General features: G+C 72.2%; 20 protein-coding genes and 1 pseudogene. 17 read left to right on the plus strand and 4 right to left on the minus strand.

The features are described 5' to 3' along the window. Nucleotides 1-319: 319 nt before the first annotated feature. From ACZOOI_RS21675 to ACZOOI_RS21695, 5 genes and pseudogenes are all read left to right on the plus strand, one after another. Nucleotides 320-769 (plus strand): TraR/DksA family transcriptional regulator, encoded by a 450-nt coding sequence (locus ACZOOI_RS21675; protein WP_391582626.1) that lies wholly within the window; start codon nt 320-322, stop codon nt 767-769. 43 nt (nt 770-812) lie between these two features. Continuing rightward, nucleotides 813-1,418, plus strand: a pseudogene (gene lspA, locus ACZOOI_RS21680) (signal peptidase II); the annotation flags it as partial. A gap of 197 nt (nt 1,419-1,615) precedes the next feature. Further along, complete coding sequence (locus ACZOOI_RS21685; protein ID WP_465277388.1) at nt 1,616-2,560, plus strand: RluA family pseudouridine synthase; 945 nt, start codon at nt 1,616-1,618, stop codon at nt 2,558-2,560. 84 nt (nt 2,561-2,644) lie between these two features. Beyond that, nucleotides 2,645-4,234 (plus strand): Na+/H+ antiporter, encoded by a 1,590-nt coding sequence (locus ACZOOI_RS21690; protein ID WP_465277389.1) that lies wholly within the window; start codon nt 2,645-2,647, stop codon nt 4,232-4,234. Nucleotides 4,235-4,326: 92 nt separating this feature from the next. Then, nucleotides 4,327-4,926 (plus strand): dienelactone hydrolase family protein, encoded by a 600-nt coding sequence (locus tag ACZOOI_RS21695; RefSeq protein WP_396005634.1) that lies wholly within the window; start codon nt 4,327-4,329, stop codon nt 4,924-4,926. Here ACZOOI_RS21695 and ACZOOI_RS21700 read toward each other — a convergent pair. Next, the gene (locus ACZOOI_RS21700; protein WP_465277390.1) at nt 4,830-6,080 is read right to left on the minus strand and encodes a mechanosensitive ion channel family protein; all 1,251 of its coding nucleotides are present in this window, start codon (nt 6,078-6,080) and stop codon (nt 4,830-4,832) included. The genes ACZOOI_RS21695 and ACZOOI_RS21700 overlap by 97 nt on opposite strands. 153 nt (nt 6,081-6,233) lie before the next feature. Between ACZOOI_RS21700 and ACZOOI_RS21705 the strand changes: the two genes are divergently transcribed. From ACZOOI_RS21705 to ACZOOI_RS21720, 4 genes are all read left to right on the plus strand, one after another. Then, entirely contained in the window at nt 6,234-6,872 is a 639-nt protein-coding gene (locus ACZOOI_RS21705; RefSeq protein ID WP_465277391.1) for a hypothetical protein, read from the plus strand. Between the two features lie 95 nt (nt 6,873-6,967). Further along, on the plus strand, nt 6,968-7,996 hold the full coding sequence (locus ACZOOI_RS21710) for an ABC transporter ATP-binding protein (RefSeq protein ID WP_465277392.1): 1,029 nt from the start codon (nt 6,968-6,970) through the stop codon (nt 7,994-7,996). A 13-nt stretch (nt 7,997-8,009) separates the two neighbouring features. Then, nucleotides 8,010-8,813, plus strand: a complete 804-nt coding sequence (locus ACZOOI_RS21715; protein WP_465277393.1) for an ABC transporter permease — start codon at nt 8,010-8,012, stop codon at nt 8,811-8,813. 207 nt (nt 8,814-9,020) lie between these two features. Next, complete coding sequence (locus ACZOOI_RS21720) at nt 9,021-9,710, plus strand: hypothetical protein (protein WP_465277394.1); 690 nt, start codon at nt 9,021-9,023, stop codon at nt 9,708-9,710. Nucleotides 9,711-10,154: 444 nt separating this feature from the next. On the opposite strand, the gene ybaK is transcribed toward ACZOOI_RS21720, so the two are convergent. The 3 genes from ybaK to ACZOOI_RS21735 are packed head-to-tail and all read right to left on the minus strand — an operon-like array spanning nt 10,155 to nt 12,892. Then, complete coding sequence (gene ybaK / locus ACZOOI_RS21725; protein WP_465277395.1) at nt 10,155-10,652, minus strand: Cys-tRNA(Pro) deacylase; 498 nt, start codon at nt 10,650-10,652, stop codon at nt 10,155-10,157. A 23-nt stretch (nt 10,653-10,675) separates the two neighbouring features. Further along, nucleotides 10,676-11,362 (minus strand): LON peptidase substrate-binding domain-containing protein, encoded by a 687-nt coding sequence (locus tag ACZOOI_RS21730; RefSeq protein ID WP_465277396.1) that lies wholly within the window; start codon nt 11,360-11,362, stop codon nt 10,676-10,678. 39 nt (nt 11,363-11,401) lie between these two features. Beyond that, complete coding sequence (locus tag ACZOOI_RS21735; RefSeq protein WP_465277397.1) at nt 11,402-12,892, minus strand: oxidoreductase; 1,491 nt, start codon at nt 12,890-12,892, stop codon at nt 11,402-11,404. 108 nt (nt 12,893-13,000) lie between these two features. Between ACZOOI_RS21735 and hisD the strand changes: the two genes are divergently transcribed. The 8 genes from hisD to hisF all read left to right on the plus strand — a co-directional run bounded on the left by hisD (nt 13,001) and on the right by hisF (nt 18,864). After that, complete coding sequence (gene hisD / locus ACZOOI_RS21740; RefSeq protein ID WP_465277398.1) at nt 13,001-14,356, plus strand: histidinol dehydrogenase; 1,356 nt, start codon at nt 13,001-13,003, stop codon at nt 14,354-14,356. Beyond that, nucleotides 14,353-15,450 (plus strand): histidinol-phosphate transaminase, encoded by a 1,098-nt coding sequence (locus ACZOOI_RS21745; RefSeq protein ID WP_465277399.1) that lies wholly within the window; start codon nt 14,353-14,355, stop codon nt 15,448-15,450. The genes hisD and ACZOOI_RS21745 overlap by 4 nt, the downstream gene beginning before the upstream one ends. Nucleotides 15,451-15,471: 21 nt before the next feature. Beyond that, nucleotides 15,472-16,068, plus strand: a complete 597-nt coding sequence (hisB, locus tag ACZOOI_RS21750) for an imidazoleglycerol-phosphate dehydratase HisB (protein ID WP_465277400.1) — start codon at nt 15,472-15,474, stop codon at nt 16,066-16,068. Then, complete coding sequence (locus ACZOOI_RS21755) at nt 16,065-16,220, plus strand: hypothetical protein (RefSeq protein WP_170222315.1); 156 nt, start codon at nt 16,065-16,067, stop codon at nt 16,218-16,220. The genes hisB and ACZOOI_RS21755 overlap by 4 nt, the downstream gene beginning before the upstream one ends. Before the next feature lie 4 nt (nt 16,221-16,224). Beyond that, nucleotides 16,225-16,863 carry an imidazole glycerol phosphate synthase subunit HisH gene (gene hisH, locus ACZOOI_RS21760; RefSeq protein WP_391582613.1) on the plus strand — a complete coding sequence of 213 codons (639 nt, stop codon included), beginning with the start codon at nt 16,225-16,227 and terminating at the stop codon, nt 16,861-16,863. 98 nt (nt 16,864-16,961) lie between these two features. Beyond that, a complete protein-coding gene (priA, locus tag ACZOOI_RS21765) occupies nt 16,962-17,696 on the plus strand; it encodes a bifunctional 1-(5-phosphoribosyl)-5-((5-phosphoribosylamino)methylideneamino)imidazole-4-carboxamide isomerase/phosphoribosylanthranilate isomerase PriA (RefSeq protein ID WP_391582612.1) in 735 nt (244 codons plus the stop codon). Next, the gene (locus ACZOOI_RS21770; protein WP_465277401.1) at nt 17,693-18,106 is read left to right on the plus strand and encodes a RidA family protein; all 414 of its coding nucleotides are present in this window, start codon (nt 17,693-17,695) and stop codon (nt 18,104-18,106) included. Before priA ends, ACZOOI_RS21770 begins: the two co-directional genes overlap by 4 nt. Continuing rightward, complete coding sequence (gene hisF / locus ACZOOI_RS21775; RefSeq protein ID WP_465277402.1) at nt 18,103-18,864, plus strand: imidazole glycerol phosphate synthase subunit HisF; 762 nt, start codon at nt 18,103-18,105, stop codon at nt 18,862-18,864. Before ACZOOI_RS21770 ends, hisF begins: the two co-directional genes overlap by 4 nt. Nucleotides 18,865-18,912: the final 48 nt, after the last annotated feature.

The following is an 18,912-nucleotide window of genomic DNA, read 5'->3' on the forward strand; positions in this document are numbered from 1 at the left end:
GGTGCGCCGCCGAGTCGGTCCGCCGCCAAGTGCATAACGATCCGCTCGGGAACCGGTAACGAACGGGACACGTAGAAGAGGGATAAGCGTGGTTGCGTCTGGGCACAACCGATTTACGTCGCCGCCCCGGCGCAATCAGTGACGGGACGGCGCGTCCGGTTGTCCGGGGCGACCCATCCCTAAGCGAAACAAGGGGGCCGTGACCATGACGGATACAGAGAAGGCCAGTGGCGGGCGGACGCGACGTGCGACCGCGACGACGCCGCCACGAGCCTCGGTACGGGGAGGAACGGGACGCACCGTGAAGGCACCTGCACACGTGACTGCCGCGACCGCGACGACGCTGGCCACGCCGCCCGACGGGTTCCATGCGCCGGCGGTCTACATCGTCCGGCCGGGTGAGGATCCGTGGGACGACGCGGAATTGCGCGAGGTGCGGGAGGGGCTGATCGAGACCGCGCACGAGTTGCGGGCCGAGATCGCCGTCTCCGAGAACGGCATCGCCGATCTGCTGCGCGATTCGGGGGAGGGCGCGGGCGACGATCAGGCGGACACCGGGACCAAGAACTTCGAGCGTGAGCACGAGATGTCCCTGACCAACAACGCGCGTGGCATGCTGCTCCAGTCGGAGAAGGCGCTGCGTCGTCTCGCCGACGGCACGTACGGGGCCTGCGAGTCGTGTGGTTCGGCCATCGGCAAGGCGCGCCTGCAGGCGTTCCCGCGTGCGACCCTGTGTGTGACCTGCAAGCAGCGCGAGGAACGCCGGTAACCGTCGAGGCGGCCGGCGGCGCGTCGAAGGACTGGAGCGAGCCATCGGCACCGGAGCGGAACGACGGGACGAGGCGGAGTCGCAGGCCCCCGCTGGGGAGCCGGACACCGAGGCAACCGAGAGCGGGGCGGGCGGCGAGGAGCCGACCGCGCCCGCCGGTTCGCGCACCCGTCGATACATCGCCGTCCTGCTCGGCGTCGCGGCCTTCGCCTACGCCCTGGACCTGATCAGCAAGCTGATCGTGGTGGCGAAACTCGAGTACCACGCGCCGATCGACATCCTCGGCGACTGGCTCCAGTTCCGGGCCACCCGCAACGCGGGCGCCGCGTTCGGCATGGGTCAGGGACTGACCATCGTGCTGACCGTGATCGCCGGTGCCGTGGTCGTGGTGATCCTGCGGCTCGCGCGCAAGCTGAACAGCCTGCCCTGGGCGATCGCGCTCGGCCTGCTGCTCGGTGGCGCGTTCGGCAACCTCACCGACCGGATCTTCCGGGCGCCCAGCGTGTTCGAGGGCCACGTGGTGGACTTCATCGCGCCCAAGCACTTCGCGATCTTCAACCTGGCCGACTCGGCCATCGTGATCGGTGGTTGTCTGATCGTGCTGCTGTCCTTCCTGGGCCTGCAGCCGGACGGCACCCGCGAGGGCGACGACGGCGACGAGGCGGCCGAGGACGAGAACGCGGCCGACGACGCGAAGGTGGGCGACCGGGCCTCCTCGCCCGCGCCGGCCGGTGCCACCAAGGCCGTCGTCGAGCCGGTCCGGACCGAGCCCGCGCCGGCCGCGGAGCAGGCCGCCGAAGACCACGCCGTCGAGTCCGGCCCGGATGCCGGGCATACTCGTATCTCGTGACTGTCAATCCCGGCTCGCCCGAAATCCGTACTCTTCCCGTTCCCGATGGCCTCGAAGGCGAGCGGGTCGATGCCGCGCTCTCGCGGATGTTCGGCTTCTCGCGCACCAAGGCGGCCGAGCTGGCCGCCGGCGGGAAGGTGCAGCTCGACGGCCGGGCGGCCGGGAAGTCCGACCGCGTGAACGGTGGGGCCTGGATCGAGGTCGAGATGCCGGGGGCGCCCAGGCCCGTGCAACTCGTCGCCGAACCCGTGCCCGGCATGCGGATCGTGCACGACGACGACCACATCGTGGTGATCGACAAGCCGGTCGGCGTCGCCGCGCATCCCAGCCCGGGCTGGACCGGCACCACCGTGGTCGGCGGCCTCGCGGCGGCCGGCTACCGCATCTCCACCTCCGGCGCGGCCGAGCGCCAGGGCGTGGTGCACCGCCTGGACGTGGGCACCTCCGGGCTGATGGTGGTGGCCAAGTCCGAGCGCGCCTACACGCTGCTCAAGCAGCAGTTCCGGGACCGCACCGTGGACAAGCGCTACCACGCGCTGGTCCAGGGCCACCCGGACCCGCACACCGGCACCATCGACGCGCCGATCGACCGGCACCCCACCCACGACTACAAGTGGGCCGTGGTGATGGGCGGCAAGCCCAGCGTCACGCACTACGACACGATCGAGGCGTTCCGCGCCGCGAGCCTGCTGTCGATCAAGCTGGAGACCGGGCGCACCCACCAGATCCGGGTGCACATGGCGGCCCTGCGGCACCCGTGCGTGGGCGACCTGACCTACGGCGCGGACCCGACGCTGTCCAAGCGGCTGGGCCTGGAGCGGCAGTGGCTGCACGCGGTGAGCCTGGCCTTCGAGCACCCCGGCGACGGCACGTGGGTGCAGTACGAGAGTGGCTACCCGGCCGACCTGACCGCCACCCTGGAGCGGGTCACCGACAGGTGAGACCGATCTCCGCCGATCGGTGATTCGGCGGAGATTCGGGGAACGCTCCAAGATCGAATCGCGGTCGATCGGTCTGGGGGCGGAGTGGGTCAGCTCACGCTGCTGTTCCTGTTGATGTTCGGCACGGTCGTGGTCGTGCCGCTGGCGAGTCGGTTGCGGCTGCCGTTTCCGGTGCTGCTGACGCTGTACGGCGTGCTGCTCGGGTGGTTGCCGTTCGTGCCGACCCTGCGGATCGACCCCGACCTGCTGCTGCCGCTGCTGTTGCCACCGCTTTTGTACGCGGCGGCGCAACGTTCGAGCTGGCGCGAGTTCGCCGCCAACGCCCGGCCGATCCTGCTGCTCGCGGTCGCGCTCGTGCTGGTCACCACGGCCGCGGTGGCGGCGGTGGCGAACGCGATGGTGCCCGGACTGCCGCTCGCGGGTGCGGTCGCGCTGGGCGCGCTGGTCGCGCCGCCGGACCCGGTCGCGGCCACGGCGGTGGCCGGGACGCTGCGGCTGCCCCGGCGACTGGTGTCGATCCTGGAGGGCGAGGGGCTCTTCAACGACGTCACCTCGCTCGTGCTCTATCAGGTCGCGGTCGCGGCCGCGGTCAGCGGGACGTTCTCGCCGGCCCGGGCGGTGGGCATATTCGCGCTGTCCGCCGCGGTCGGGGTCGGGATCGGCTTCGCGGTCGGCCTGGCCGGTCGGCTCCTGCTCGGCCGGTTGGACGAGCCCACCCTGCAGACCCTGCTCACCCTGCTGGTGCCCTTCCTGGCCTACGTGGTCGCCGACGAACTGCACGGCTCCGGCGTGCTCGCGGTGCTGACCACCGCCTTCTACCTGGGCTCGGTCGCCGAGGACGCGGACAACGTGGTCGGCCGGCTCACCGGGCGCTCGTTCTGGGAGGTCGTGGACCTGGTGGTCACCGGCGTCGCGTTCGGGGTGATCGGTCTGGAGATGTGGGAGATCTTCCACGACCTGCACGGCGACCGGGTCCGGCTGTTCTGGGAGGCCGGCGCGGTGGTCCTGGTGTTGATCGTGGTCCGCGGCCTGTGGCTGTTCCCGGTCGCCGCGCTGGCCCGCCGATTGCACAACCGGCTGCCGACCGCCGGCGAGACGCAGACCCCGGACCCGCGCGAGACCGTCGTGGTGTGGTGGGCCGGGATGCGCGGTGTGGTCACCATCGCACTCGCCCTGGCGCTGCCGCTGACCACCGACGCCGACGAGGCGTTTCCCGAGCGGCAGCGGCTGATCGCGATCGCGTTCTGCGTGATCGTGGTGACCCTGCTGCTCCAGGGGGTCAGCCTGCCCTGGCTGGTGCGCCGGCTCGGGGTCTCCGAGGCGGACGACGTGGAGAGCCGCGAGGAGCGTCGGATCGCGGCCACCGCGACCAAGGCGGCGCTGCACCGGCTGCGCGAGTTGGACGAGGAGCGCGATCTCCCGGACGAGATGGTGCAGCGGCTGCGGGCCCGGCAGAAGGCGCTGCTCGCCGAGCTGAAGCCGGAGGGCATGCCCGAGGAGTTGGGCGACAAGGTCGTCGAGCGCTCCCGGCGGATCAAGCTGCTGCACGAGATCGAGGCGGAGATGACCGCCGCCGCGCGCCGCGAGGTGATCGCGGCCCGGGGGCGGCGCGGCGTGGACCCGGCCGCCGCCGACCGGGTCCTGCGCCGCCTGGACCTGCGCAGCATGCGCTGAACCGGGCGGCGGCGGACGGTACCGTTGATCCTTTGTCCGATCCTTCGGCCGTCCGATCCCCTGTCGCATCCCGTCCTCGGAAGGACCCCCACGTGGCCCGCATCGTGCTCTTCCACTCCGCCTACGGGCTGCGCCCCGCCGTTCACGCCGCGGCGGAGCGGCTGCGCGCGGACGGGCACGAGGTGACCGTGCCCGACCTGTACGACGGGCGCGGCACCGAGTCGATCGAGGAGGGCATGGAGATCAAGGACGAGATCGGCGCGGACGAGCTGATCCGGCGCGCCGTGAAGGTCGCCGCCGGGCTCGGCCCGGGCCTGGTCTACGCGGGCTTCTCGCTCGGCGCCTCGATCGCCCAGAACGCCGCGTTCGCGGACCCCGCCGCGGCCGGGCTGCTGATGTTCCACGGCACCTCCGACCTGCGCGAGGACGCCGCGACCGAGGTGCCGGTGCAGTTGCACGTGGCCGAGCCGGACCCGTTCGAGACCGAGGACTGGCTCGGCACGTGGTACCTGGGGATGCGCCGGGCCGGGGCGGACGTGGAGATCCACCGCTACCACGGCGCCGGTCACCTGTTCACCGACCCGGACCTGCCGGACTACGACCGCGAGGCCGCCTCGCGGGCCTGGGCGATCGCCTCGGACTTCCTCAGCGAGATCGACTCGGCCGCGGCCGCCGCGGAGGCCAACGACTGAGGCTTCTTGGCCAGGTCCACGTACTTGCGCGGACCGGTCTGCACGGGCACCTGCGGAACCGGGCGCGCCTTGGCGAAGCGTCCGTTGCCGCTGTACGGACCCACCGCCTCGTTGCCCAGCGGCGCGGGCGCGGTGGCGATCCGGGGCAGGGCGTACGGGTGTTCGCAGCGCAGGTAGTCGAGCAGCTTCTCGCGCACCTCGCAGCGCAGCGTCCACAGGTCGTCGGAGTCGCGCGCGGTCACCACGGCCCGGACCAGGATCGTGGTCGGGGTGGTGTCGGTGACGTACAGGCTCCAGCCCTGGCCGTCCCACAGGCCGGTGTCCTTGAGGATGCGGTGCAGTTCGTCGCGCAGCTCGCCGACCGGCGCCGAGTGGTCCAGGTGCAGGAAGACGGTGCCGGTCATCCGGGTGTCGGTGCGCGACCAGTTCTCGAACGGCCGGGAGGTGAAGTAGGAGACCGGCATCACGATCCGGCGCTGGTCCCACGTGTTGACCACCAGGTAGGTCAGGGTGATCTCCTCGATCGTGCCCATCTCCTGGTTGACCACGACCGAGTCGCCGATCCGGACCATGTCGCTGAACGCGATCTGCAGGCCCGCGAACAGGTTGGCCAGCGCGCTCTGCGCGGCCAGACCGGCCACCACGCCGAGCAGACCGGCGGACGCCAACAGGCTGGTGCCGATGGTCTTCATGCCCGGGAAGGTCATGATCATCGCGGCGAAGGTGATGATTCCGACGATGGCCACCGCGGTCCGGCGGATCAGCGCGATCTGGGTCTGGATCCGGCGTACCCGGCCGGTGTCCGTCGCGTTCGCCGCGTAACGCTCGAACGAGGTGTTCACCAGCAGGGTGACCGCGTGCACGATCAGCCACGCGCAGGCGGCGATCACCGCGAGCACCAGGACGTGCCGAATCATCCCGCGGCTGCGTTCGGGCAGGCCGGCGGCCGGTTCGGCGAGCAACAGGACCGATGCGCCGAGCGTGGCCACGATCGAGGCGCGTCCGCGCCGCATCATCGACCAGAGGGGTCCTGTCAGCGGCTTGCGGGTCTGTACTTCGCGGGCCAGGCGAGCCATTCCCCAGGTCACCAGACCCGTGAAGGCGATCACCGAGACGAGCACGATCAACGGGCGAAGTATGTGCCACACATCCACGTCGAGAGCCTCCTAGGGGGCTTGTGGTCAAACCGTAACCGTACCCGAGCGGGACGAGCCCACCCGCGCGTCCGGTCCGCGCCGGCCGCGCACCGCAGCCCGCGCGGGGCGCTAACGTGCGGGTCAGGCAGCGAACGGTACGGAGGACGCGCGATGTCCAAGTGGACCAGGATCGGCAAGGCCGGATTCGGCGCGGTGCGCCGCGGACAGCGGTTCCGCAGCGCGTCCCGGGCGGCGGCGGAACGTTCCGCCAACCAGGGCGCGACCGCCTTCGACCCGGACGTGGACACCCGGTTGACCCCACGCCAGGCCGCCCTGCTGATCCGCTATCTGGTGGGCAAGGTGGTGCTGGGCCGGTTGGAGTTCGTCTTCCTGCTCAAGTACCTGCTGCTCGTGACGGGCGTGCCGCTGCTCTTGCTGTTCCCGCCGGCGGGCGTCGTGCTGCTCGTGCTCTTCGGCCTCGCGGCACTGGTGCAGTGGGTGATCGCGCGTGCGATCGGCCGGCTCGCCGCGTTCCACCGACTGGGTGCGGCGGAGAACGAGTTGACCGACGCGGCGACCGTGTGGTGGCCCAATCTCAAGCGGGAGAGTGCCCGGGTGGGCCTGCCGACCCGGCCGCTCGCCCTGCTCAAGGTGGCCGCCGCCCGGGCCACCCGGCGGTTGGACCCGGAGCGCGAGGCCGCGTTCGCGGCGATCGACTGGCGTGCGGTGATCCCACGCGAGCAGTGGCAGCGGGCCCGGGTCCTGCTCGCCGAGGAGGCGGGCGGCCGGCCGGGCGACGCGACCGCGTAGAGTCGTCCCGTCGTGTGTCACCCCACTCGGCCACTTGGCGCGAGGCGCGGGTCGCACGCCATCTCCACCACCTTCAGGACGACGCGCGGGGTCGGATGTACAAGCTGCCCGGAACGGACGAGCGGAGCGTGACCATCCCCGGCGAGCCCACGGTGGCCGATCCGTGCTTCACGGTGCGCGGACTGACCAGGACGTATCGCACCGGGCGTCGGCGGGATCGGCATGTGGTGACCGCGAACGACGCGATCGACCTGGACGTGCGCCGAGGCGAGATCTTCGGCCTGCTCGGTCCCAACGGTGCGGGCAAGTCCACCCTGGTCCGCCAACTCACCGGCCTGCTCCGGCCGGACACCGGCACGATCGACCTGCTCGGCCACGACCTGGTGCGCCGGCCCGAGATCGCCGCCCGCCTGGTCTCCTACCTCGGGCAGGAATCCGGCGCGCTGGACGAGTTGACCGTCGCGCTGGCGATCGAGACCACCGCCCGGCTGCGTGCGTTGGACGCCGCCCGGGCCCGGGCCGAGCGGGACGCGGTGCTCGACGAACTCGAACTGGGCGCGATCGCGGACCGACCGCTCAAGAAGCTCTCCGGCGGTCAGCGCCGGCTCGCCTGCTTGGCCACCGCACTGGTCGGCGCCCGCCCGGTGCTGGTCCTGGACGAGCCGACCACCGGCATGGACCCGGTCGCCCGCCGCGCGGTGTGGGCCGCGGTGGATCGCCGGCGGGCCGAGCAGGGCGCCACCGTGCTCCTGGTGACGCACAACGTGATCGAGGCGGAGACCGTGTTGGACCGGGTCGCCGTGCTCGACGAGGGCCGGGTGATCGCATGCGACACGCCCGGTGGCCTCAAGGCCATGGTCGGCGACGAGGTCCGGCTGGACCTGGTCTGGCGGGCCGACCCGCCGATGGACGACCCGGCGGTGAGCATGCTCGCGCAGACCGCGGTGCGCACCGGCCGGCGCTGGAGCACCCGGATGGAACCGGGAGTGGCCCGCGAACTGCTCGCCGGCGTCACCTCCGGGCCCGCGTTCGAGGCGCTCGACGACTTCACGCTGTCCACGCCGAGCCTGGAGGACGTCTACCTCGCGCTCGGCGGGCGCCACCAGGGACTGGTCAAGGGATGAGGGTGTCGACCCAGTGAGTGCAGTGAGCATCGAGTCCGCGCCGGCGCGCCCGGTCGAGGCGGTGGTACCCGCGCCGGCCACATCGCTGGGCGCCGGGCTGCTGACCGTGTACCGCGCGCAACTCTCCCGGGTGCGGGTCTCCCGGGTCCCGCTGCTGTTCGTCGCGGTGTTCCAGTCGGTCGGGATCATGATCCTGATGCGCGGCGTGGTGGACACCGGCAGCGACAGCGCGCGCGAGGCGGTGGTGGCCGGCTCCAGCGTGCTCGTGGTCGCCTTCGTCGCGCTGAACCTGCTCGCCCAGCACTTCGGCAACCTGCGGGCGGCCAACGCGCTCGACTACTACCTGACGCTGCCGGTCCGCCCGGCCGCGGTGGTGCTGGGCATGGCCGCCGCGTACGCGTCCTTCACCCTGCCCGGCACGGTCGCCACGGCCGTGATCGGCGCGCTGATGTTCCAACTGCCGCTGGCCAACCTGTGGGTGCTGCTCCTGGTCGTGCCGCTGTCCGGCGCGGCCCTGGCGGGCATCGGCGCGGTCTTCGGCCTGCTCGCGCCGCGCCCCGAACTGGCCACCCTGCTGGGGCAACTGGGCATGTCGGCCGCCCTGTTGCTCGGCGTGCTGCCCGAGGACCGGATGCCCGAGGCGATCGTGCTCGCCCGCGACCTGCTGCCGTCCTCGTACGGGGTGGACGCGTTCATCGCAAGCTACGGCGATCCCGACTGGGCGGCGGTGGGGGGCAACCTCGCGGTCTGTGCGGGGGTCGGCGTGGTGATGCTCTCGCTGGCCACGTGGTCGTTCCGGCGCAGCACCCGGGCGTAGTCGCACGGCTTGTGTCGCACCTTCTCGGACCCTTGTCTCGGACCCCTGCCTTGCCTCGACCACTGGATGTCTTGCCTCGACGACCGGAAGTCTTGCTTCGACGACCGAAGTCTTGCCTGGACGACCGGAAGTCTTGCCTCGACCACCGGACACACCGCCGCGCGGGGTCACGCCGCCGGCTCGATTCGCACATGGGACGCTGACCAGATGACGTCTGCCGGGGATATCGACCCCTACCCGTCGCCCGAGGGCGCGCATGTGGGCTTCGCGCCCGGGCCCGATGCGCCTCCCACGCTGTGGCAGCGCTACCGCACCGACGTGGTGGCCTTTGCCATCGTGGTCGCGGCGTGCCTGGTCGTGGGCGCGATCGTGGGCGTGGTCTGGGAGCAGGTGACGCCGCGCGTACCGCTGCTCGCGACGAAGGAGGGGGTCTTCCAGACCTCGCCCGAGACCGAGACCTCGATCGCGCTGGACGGCTGGTTCGCGGTATGCGGTGTGGTTGCGGGCATCGTGCTTGCGCCTCCGGCGTTCTGGCGCTTTCGCCGCCAGGGTGTGGCGACGGCGCTCGCGCTGACGGTCGGCGGGCTGGCCGGGTCGTACCTGGCGTTCAAGATCGGCGTGCGGTTGGGCCCGGACGGGATCATGGAGCAGGTGAAGCGGATCGGGCTGGGCAAGCGGTTCGACCAGCCGCTCGATCTCAAGGCCAAGGGCGTGCTGTTGTTGTGGCCGATCGCGTCGATGGTGATCTTCCTCGGCCTGTCCGCGGGGTTCGCCCCGGCGGACAAGGAGTCGACGGCGGGGCCGTATGGGTGGCAGCCGGGGCAAGAGTTGCCGTGGGCGCAGCAGTCGGCTTCGCCGCCGGTCGATTTGACGAAGCGGGGGCGGGGGGAGGGTTGATGCGCTCGGTTCGGCGGGGCTGGTTGGCCTCAAGCGCCGGCCGGGCTGAGTGTGCTCAGGCGCCGCACGGGCTGGTTCGCCTCAAGCGCCGGCGGGGCTGGTTGGCCTCAAGCGCCGGCCGGGCTGAGTGTGCTCAAGCGCCGCACGGGCTGAGTGGCCTCAAGCGCCGGCCGGGCTGAGGGGTTTCGGCTGACCTCGGGTGTCGGTCGGGCTGGTTCGCCTCAAGCGCCGGCGGGGCTGGGTGTGCTCAAGCGCCGCGCGGGCTGAGTGGCCTCAAGCGCCGGCCGGGCTGAGGGGTTTCGGCTGACCTCGGGTGTCGGTCGGGCTGGGTTCGCCTCAAGCGCCGGCGGGGCTGGGTGTGCTCAAGCGCCGCACCGGCTGGGTGTGCTCAAGCGCCGCACGGGCTGATGGGTTTCGGCTGGGTCGCCTTGAGTGCCGGTGGGGTCAGGGGCGGCTGAGGGGTGCTGTGGTTGCTTGGGTTTGGTGGATCAGGTCGGTGGGGGTCAGTTCGATTTCGAGGCCGCGGCGGCCGGCGGAGATGTAGATCGTCGGGTGGGTGTGGGCGGATTCGTCGACGACCGTGGGGTGCCGGCGCTTTTGGCCCAGGGGGCTGATTCCGCCCAGGACGTAGCCGGTGGCCCGTTCGGCCGCCGCGGGGTCGGCCATTGCCGCGCGTTTGCCGCCGACCGCCGCCGCGAGGGCCTTCAGGTCGAGTCGGCCCGCCACCGGGACCACCGCGACCGTCAGCGTGCCGTCCACGTCCGCCAGCAGCGTCTTGAACACCCGCTCGGCCGGGACGCCGAGCACCGCGGCGGCCTCCTCGCCGTAGGACGCCGCGTCCGGGTCGTGGGTGTACGCGTGCACCGTGTACGTGATCCCCGCGCGGGTCAGCGCGACCGTCGCCGGCGTGCCCTGCCCACCCTTGGCCTTGCTCTTCGCCATCTCGGCGGCCCCTCGATCGCTGGTCAGTTGGGTTCGATGCTCTGCCGCAGCAGTTCGACGGCGGGCAGCGACGGCAGATGGTCCAGCAGCGCCGCCTCCCGACGCAGCAGCTCGACCTCCGCGCTCAGCCGCACGGTGGCGTCCTCGGCCTCCAGGAGCCGCTGCTTGTCGTGCGGGTCCAGCACCACCGCGGCGGCCACCAGATAGGACAGCACCACCGGGTCGTCGGGCAGCTCGGGCAGGCTCATCGGGGTGCGCTGCTGGGCCGAGAGCAACCGGCGCTGATACTCGGCGAACGCCCGGGTCGCGGCCAGGCCGAGCACGTCGGCCCGCTCGCCGGGCGGGTCCTCCAGGTATTCCACCTCGGCGTACAGGTAGGGACCCGAGTCGTCCACGGACACCAGCCGGAACCGGGTCGCCCCGGTGGCCACCAGGTCGTAGCGGCCGTCCTCGTGGGTCTTGATCGTGGCGATCTCGGCGGTGCAGCCCACCGGATGCAGGATCTCCAGCGGATCGCCCTGGATGTCGCCGACCTCGCGCCCGGTGCGCAGCGCGACCACGCCGAACCGTTGCTCCGCCTGGGGCAGCACCTCCAGGTCCCGGACCAGCGTGCGGTATCGCTCCTCGAAGATGTGCAGGGGCAGCACCAGACCCGGGTAGAGCACCGAGTTGAGCGGGAAGAGCGGAAGCCGGTCGGTCACGGTGACCAAGAGTAGGGCCTGACCGCCGGGCCGCGTCGACCATTGATCTCAAGCGCGGTTGAGCACCCGACCGGCGCCCGCGGCGGCGGCACCGGCGAGCACCCAGCCGAGCAGGATCAGCGTGTAGGCGAGCCACTGGCCCACCCCGGTCGGCTTCCACGCGCCGTCCTGACCGAGCGTCACCACCGGCAGCAACAGGTCGAGGGTGTACCAGAACGGATTCCAGTGCGGCGCCTCGCCTGCCTTCAGCGGTGCGGGCGGGTCGGCCGCGAACACCGCCGTGCCGACCGCGATCAGCGCGATCAACCACCCCAGGGCCCGCGCCGGGCGGTAGCCGTAGCCGATCGCCGCGTCCTGCACGTGGCCCCACAGCCGACCCGCCGGGCCCAGCCCGGCGCGCCGGCGCCGCTGCTTGGCGAGCAGCACGGAGCGGGCGTGCTCGTCCTCGCCGGCCGCGCGATAGGCGCCGGCGAGTTGGTCGTAGGGCTGCGGGGTGTACTCCGGGGTGCCGCGCTCGACCCAGTCGATCCGCCGGTGCACGCTCACCGCCTCCTCGGAGCGCAGCACCGTGTACCGGGTCCCGGCCAGCACCAGGTCACCGGGCGCGGGCCAGGTGTCCCGCGCGTCGGTCAACGTGCCGATGGTCGCGTTGGCCAGCACGATTTGCCCGCGCGGGGGCCGGGACAGCGCCATGTGCAGGCCGTCCGCGACCACTCGCCACATGGTCAGCTGCTCGCCCGGGTTCGCACACACCAGTGCCCGGCTGAGCACGATGCCGCCGCCCACGCGGGCGTCGTTCATCCGGATCGAGCCGGTCGCGGTGAATCCCACGCTCAGGTGCAGCGAGTGCTCGATCGTGATCCGCCCGAGATCCATGGCCAACTGCCCCGGGCGCTCCACCGTCGAGCCGTACAGGGTCACCCGCCCGCCGAATCGGCCGCCGTACAGGCTCACCTGCCCGGCGAAGACGGTGTTGTCCAGCGACGCGTCCGCGCCCACCTGGAGACCGTTGGCGTGCAACGCCCCGCCGCGCGGGTCCGGCCCGATCACGCAGCCGTCCATCCGCAGGTCGTTGTCCACCCGCGAGTCCAGGATCCGCACGCCGCCCGCCACCTCGCAGTGCCGCAACACCAGGTCGCCGTCCACCCGCATGTTGCGTCCGTGCAGCGCGGCGAGCACGCAGTCGCGCAGGTTGATCGTCCGGGTGGAGGCCGTGTTCAGCACGATCGGGTCCTCGAAGCGGCAGCCGGTCATCGAGAAGTAGACGTCCAGGCGCGCGCCGCCCAACTCCAGCGTGCCCACGATCCGGGCCCCGGTGATCCGCAGCGCGGTGCTGTGCCCGGGTTCGGCCTCCGGTGGCTGGAGCAGCACCTGCGCGAGCACCTGGGCCCGGACCGTGCGGTCCGGCCCCCAGGCCGCGCCCAGCCGCGGATCGTCGTCCGCGGGCACGCCCGTGCCCAGGTCCAGTCGTTCGCCCCGCCGATACGCCTGCCACACGCGTATCTCGGTCGCGGTCAGATGCCCCGGCGGTGTGCTCATCCGTGGTCCCCCGACACTGGAAGGCTGCTGCGTCCCGCCCATGATCGCGTGTCTCACTGTCCGACACACAGGGACGGCTTCGTCCGGGCCGTCTCTACACTGGGGCAGGTGATCTCCCGTATCGACCTGCGCGGTCCCGCCTCGCGGGCTGTCCTGGACAGCCCCGCCGCACTGCGCGACGTGTTGCCCCGAGCCGAACTCGACGTCGAGGCGGCCCTGGAGAAGGTCCGCCCGATCTGCGAGGACGTGCGTCATCGCGGCGTCGAGGCGCTGATCGAGATCACCGAGCGCTTCGACGGTGTGCGGCTGACCGACATCCGGGTGCCCACCGAGGCGATCGCCGCGGCGCTGGACACCCTCGCGCCCAAGGTGCGCGCGGCCCTGGAGGAGTCCATCCACCGGGCCCGGCTCGTGCACCGCGAGCAGCGCAGGCGCGACGTCACCGTGCAGGTCGTGCCCGGTGGCACGGTCACCGAGCGGTGGGTCCCGGTCGAGCGGGTCGGGCTGTACGTACCGGGCGGCAAGGCCGTCTACCCGTCCTCGGTGATCATGAACGTGGTCCCCGCCCAGGAGGCCGGCGTCGCCTCGATGGCGATCGCCTCGCCGCCGCAGGCCGACTTCGGCGGGCTGCCGCACCCGACCATCCTGGCCGCGTGCGCGCTGCTCGGGGTGGACGAGGTGTACGCGGTCGGCGGCGCCCAGGCGGTCGCGATGTTCGCGTACGGCGCGGGCTCGTGTGCGCCGGTGCGCCTGGTCACCGGTCCCGGCAACATCTACGTCGCCGCCGCCAAGCGGCTGCTCAAGGGCCGGATCGGGATCGACGCCGAGGCCGGCCCGACCGAGATCGCCGTGCTCGCCGACGCCGGCGCGGACGCCGGGCACGTCGCGGCCGACCTGATCAGCCAGGCCGAGCACGACACGCTGGCCGCGTCGATCCTGGTCACCGACTCCGAGGCGCTGGCCGACGCGGTGGTCGAGGAGCTCAAGAGTCGGGTGGACGCCACCCGGCACCGCGAGCGGGTCACCGAGGCGCTGGCCGGCCGGCAGTCCGGCATCGTGCTGGTCGACTCGGTGGACGACGGCCTGCGGGTGGTGGACGCGTACGGCGCCGAGCACCTGGAGATCCAGACCGCGGATGCGGCCGGGGTCGCCGCGCGCGTGCACAACGCGGGCGCGATCTTCGTCGGCGCGTTCGCGCCGGTCTCGCTCGGCGACTACTGCGCCGGGTCCAACCACGTGCTGCCCACCGGCGGTTGCGCATGCCACTCCTCGGGCCTGTCCGTGCAGTCCTTCCTGCGCGGCATCCATGTCGTGGACTACTCGCGCGCGGCGCTGGCCGACGTCGCCGAGCACGTGAGCGTGCTCGCCGACGCGGAGGACCTGCCCGCGCACGGCGAGGCGGTGCGGGCCCGGTTCGGGACGGGCGAGCTGGCCGGTCTCGCCGCCTGGGAGGAGGGCCGATGACCGACCTGGACAGCCTGCCGATCCGGGACGAACTGCGTGGTCAGTCGCCGTACGGCGCACCGCAGTTGGACGTCCCGGTCCGGCTGAACACGAACGAGAACCCGTATCCGCTCCCGGACGCCCTGGTGGCCCGGATCGCCGAGCGGGTCGCCGTCGCCGCGCGCGACCTGAACCGCTACCCGGACCGGGACGCGGTCGAGCTGCGCACCGCGCTCGCCGGATACCTGTCCCGGACCGGCGGCCACCCGTTGACCGCGGACCGGGTGTGGGCGGCCAACGGCTCCAACGAGGTGCTCCAGCAGCTGCTCCAGGCGTTCGGCGGTCCGGGGCGCACCGCGCTGGGCTTCGACCCGTCCTATTCGATGCACGCGCTGATCGCGCGCGGCACCGGCACCGGGTGGATCTCCGGCATGCGGGACGGGGACTACCGGATCGACGTGGACGAGGCGCTGGCGCGGATCGCCGAGCACCGGCCCAACGTGGTCTTTTTGTGCTCGCCGAACAACCCGACCGGCACCGCGCTGGCCCGCGAGGTGGTCGAGCGGGTCTACGACGCCGCGCAGGCCGCCCGGCCGTCGCTGGTGGTCGTGGACGAGGCGTACGTCGAGTTCGCGCACACCGACTCGCTGCTGCCGCTGCTCGTCGGCCGGCCGCACCTGGTGATCACCCGCACGATGTCCAAGGCGTTCGGCGCGGCCGGGCTGCGGCTGGGCTACCTGGCGGCGGACGCGGCCGTGGTGGACGCGGTCCAGCTGGTGCGCCTGCCGTACCACCTCTCGGCGGTCAACCAGGCCACCGCGCTGGCCTGTCTGGAGTTCGAGGACACCCTGCTCGGCTACGTCCGCGAGCTCAAGGGGCAGCGCGACCGGCTGGTCGCCGAACTGCGTGCGCTGGGCTGCGAGGTGACCGACTCGGACGCCAACTTCGTCCAGTTCGGCCGGTTCGAGGATCCGCACGCGGTCTGGGCGAGGATCCTCGAACACGGGGTCCTGGTCCGCGACAACGGGGTCCCCGGCATGCTGCGCGTGACCGCCGGCACGGACGCCGAGAACACGGCCTTCCTGGACGCGATGCGTCACGTCCTGAAGGACTGAGAGAAAGTCGGAATCACCGTCATGGCAAGAACCGGTCGCGTCGAACGCGCGACGAAGGAAACCTCCGTCGAGGTCGGGATCGACCTGGACGGCTCGGGGAGGGTCGACGTCGCGACCGGCGTCGGCTTCTTCGACCACATGCTCGACCAGCTCGGCAAGCACGGCCTGTTCGACCTGACCGTCAAGACCCGCGGCGACCTGCACATCGACGCGCACCACACGATCGAGGACACCGCGCTCGCGCTCGGCGCCGCGTTTCGCCAGGCGCTCGGCGACAAGAAGGGCATCCGCCGGTTCGCGGACGCGTCCGTGCCGCTGGACGAGGCGCTCGCGCAGGTCACTGTCGACCTGTCCGGTCGGCCCTACCTGGTGCACTCGGAGCCGGCCGGTATCGCGCCGATGATCGGTCCGGACTACGACACCACGATGACCCGGCACATCCTGGAGTCGTTCGTCGCCCAGGCGCAGATCTGCCTGCACGTGCACGTGCCCTACGGGCGCAACGCGCACCACATCGTCGAGGCCCAGTTCAAGGCGCTGGCCCGGGCGCTGTCCGACGCGTGCGTGCTCGACCCGCGCCGGGCCGGCGTGATCCCCTCCACCAAGGGCGCGCTGTGAGCACCGGGGCGATGGTCCTGATCGTGTTCGGGCTCTTCCTGGTCGGCGGGTGCATCTCGTTCGTCAAGCAGGGACTGCCCAAGAGTGTGATCGCCCTGCTCGCCGTCGGCGCGTTCTTCTCGATCGCGGCCGGCGTCCTGAAGATCGGATAGGCACGTGCCCAAGAAGGTCATCGTCCTCGACTACGGCTTCGGGAACGTGCGTTCGGCCGAGCGGGCGCTCGCGCACGCCGGCGCCGACGTGGAGATCAGCGCCGACCACAAGGCCGCGCTGAACGCCGACGGACTCCTGGTGCCCGGCGTCGGGGCGTTCGCCGCGTGCATGGAGGGCCTCAAGGCGGTCCGCGGCGACACCATCGTGGACAAGCGGCTCGCCGGCGGCCGGCCGGTGCTGGGCATCTGCGTCGGGATGCAGATCCTGTTCGCGCGCGGCGTCGAGCACGGCGTGGCCACCGAGGGCTGCGCGCAGTGGCCCGGCACGGTCGAGCGGCTGGCCGCGCCGGTGGTGCCGCACATGGGCTGGAACACCGTCGAGGCACCGGCGACCAGCGTGCTGTTCGAGGGCGCCGACGCCGACACGCGGTACTACTTCGTGCACTCGTACGCGGTGCGCACGTGGGAGATGCCGGTGGTCCAGGACGGCCCGCACATCCCGCCGGACGTCACCTGGAGCACGCACGGCACGCCGTTCGTGGCCGCCGTCGAGAACGGCGCACTCAGTGCCACCCAGTTCCACCCGGAGAAGTCCGGCGAGGCCGGCGCGCAACTGCTGCGCAACTGGCTCGCGACCCTGTAGCCGCGCCCGGGCGGTCCCGCCTCCCGGCCCCACCCGCCGCGTTCCGTCGCGCCCGTGAACGCACCGTCCGTTACGAACAGTTGAGGATCGCAACCGCCATGACGCAGACCCACCGCCTCGAACTGCTGCCCGCCGTCGACGTCGCCGACGGCCAGGCCGTCCGCCTGGTCAAGGGCGAGGCCGGGTCGGAGACCTCCTACGGCGACCCGTTGGCCGCCGCGCTGGCCTGGCAGAGCGCCGGCGCCGAGTGGATCCACCTGGTCGACCTGGACGCCGCGTTCGGCAAGGGCAGCAACCGCGAACTGCTCGCCGACGTGGTCGGCCGGCTCGACGTCCGGGTCGAGCTGTCCGGCGGCATCCGCGACGACGCCTCGCTGGAGGCGGCGCTGTCCACCGGCTGCCGGCGGGTCAACCTGGGCACCGCCGCGTTGGAGTCGCCGGACTGGGTGCGCTCGGCGATCGCCCGGTACGGGGACCGGATCGCGGTCGGTCTGGACGTGCGCGGCACCACGCTGGCCGGGCGCGGCTGGACCCGCGAGGGCGGCGAGCTGTTCGAGACGCTGGCCCGCCTGGACGCGGACGGCTGCGCGCGCTACGTGGTCACCGACGTGAACAAGGACGGCACCCTGACCGGCCCGAACCTGCAGCTGCTGCGGGACGTGTGCGCGGCCACGGACCGCCCGGTGGTGGCCTCGGGCGGGGTCTCCTCGCTGGCGGATCTGCGTGCCATCGCCGAACTGGTGCCGCTGGGTGTGGAAGGCTCGATCGTCGGCAAGGCGCTGTACGCCCAGGCGTTCACCCTCGAAGAGGCGTTGGAGGCGGTGTCCCGGTGACGGGAAGCGACAACTCGGGCAACATCGAGCGATATTCGTCGGGCGGGCGGCGGGAGGAGTCCTTCGGCTACTCGCGCGCTGTCGCGGTCGGCGAATACGTACACGTGTCGGGCTGTACCGCGATCGTCGAGGGCAACCTCGCGCACGAGGGCGACCCGCACCACCAGACACTCGCGGCGTTCCGGATCGCGCTGGACGCGCTGGAGCACTTCGGGCTGGGCCCGGCGGACGTGGTGCGCACCCGGATGTTCATCACGCACGCCCGCGACGCGGACGACGTGGGCCGCGCGCACGGCGAGCTGTTCGCCGAATCCCCGCCCGCCGCGACGATGGTCGTGGTGGCCGGGCTGATCGACTCGCGGATGCTGGTCGAGGTCGAGGTGGACGCGTACCGGGGGAGGACCTCGTGACCCTGGCCGTACGGGTGATCCCCTGTCTGGACGTGGACGCCGGCCGGGTGGTCAAGGGCGTCAACTTCCAGAACCTGCGGGACGCGGGCGACCCGGTCGAGATGGCCCGGGTGTACGACGCCGAGGGCGCGGACGAACTGGTCTTCCTCGACATCACCGCGTCCTCGGGCAACCGCGAGACCACCTACGACGTGGTGCGGCGCACCGCCGAGCAGGTGTTCATCCCGCTCACCGTCGGCGGCGGGGTGCGCGCGGTCGAGGACGTGGACAAGCTGCTGCGCGCGGGCGCGGACAAGGTGGGCGTGAACACCGCGGCCATCCAGCGCCCCGAGCTGATCGCCGAGATCGCGGACCGGTTCGGATCGCAGGTGCTGGTGCTCTCGGTGGACGCGCGGCGCCGCCGGGACGGCACCCCGGGCTTCGAGGTGACCACGCACGGTGGGCGCACCGGCACCGGCATCGACGCGGTCGAGTGGGCCGCGAGGGCGGCCGAGCTGGGTGCGGGCGAGATCCTGCTCAACTCGATGGACGCGGACGGCACCAAGGACGGCTACGACCTGGAGCTGATCCGCCTGGTCCGGGCCGAGGTGGGCATCCCGGTGATCGCCTCCGGCGGCGCGGGCGCACCGGAGCACTTCGTGCCGGCGGTGGAGGCGGGTGCGGACGCGGTGCTCGCGGCCAGCGTGTTCCACTTCGGCATGCTGCGGATTCCGCAGGTCAAGGACGTGTTGCGGGCGGCGGGGCAGCCGATCCGCTGAGCGCCCGCGCCCGGGCGCCCGCCCCGAGGAAGCCGACCGCACCCGCGG

The sequence above is a fragment of the Embleya sp. L77 genome (genome assembly GCF_055557415.1).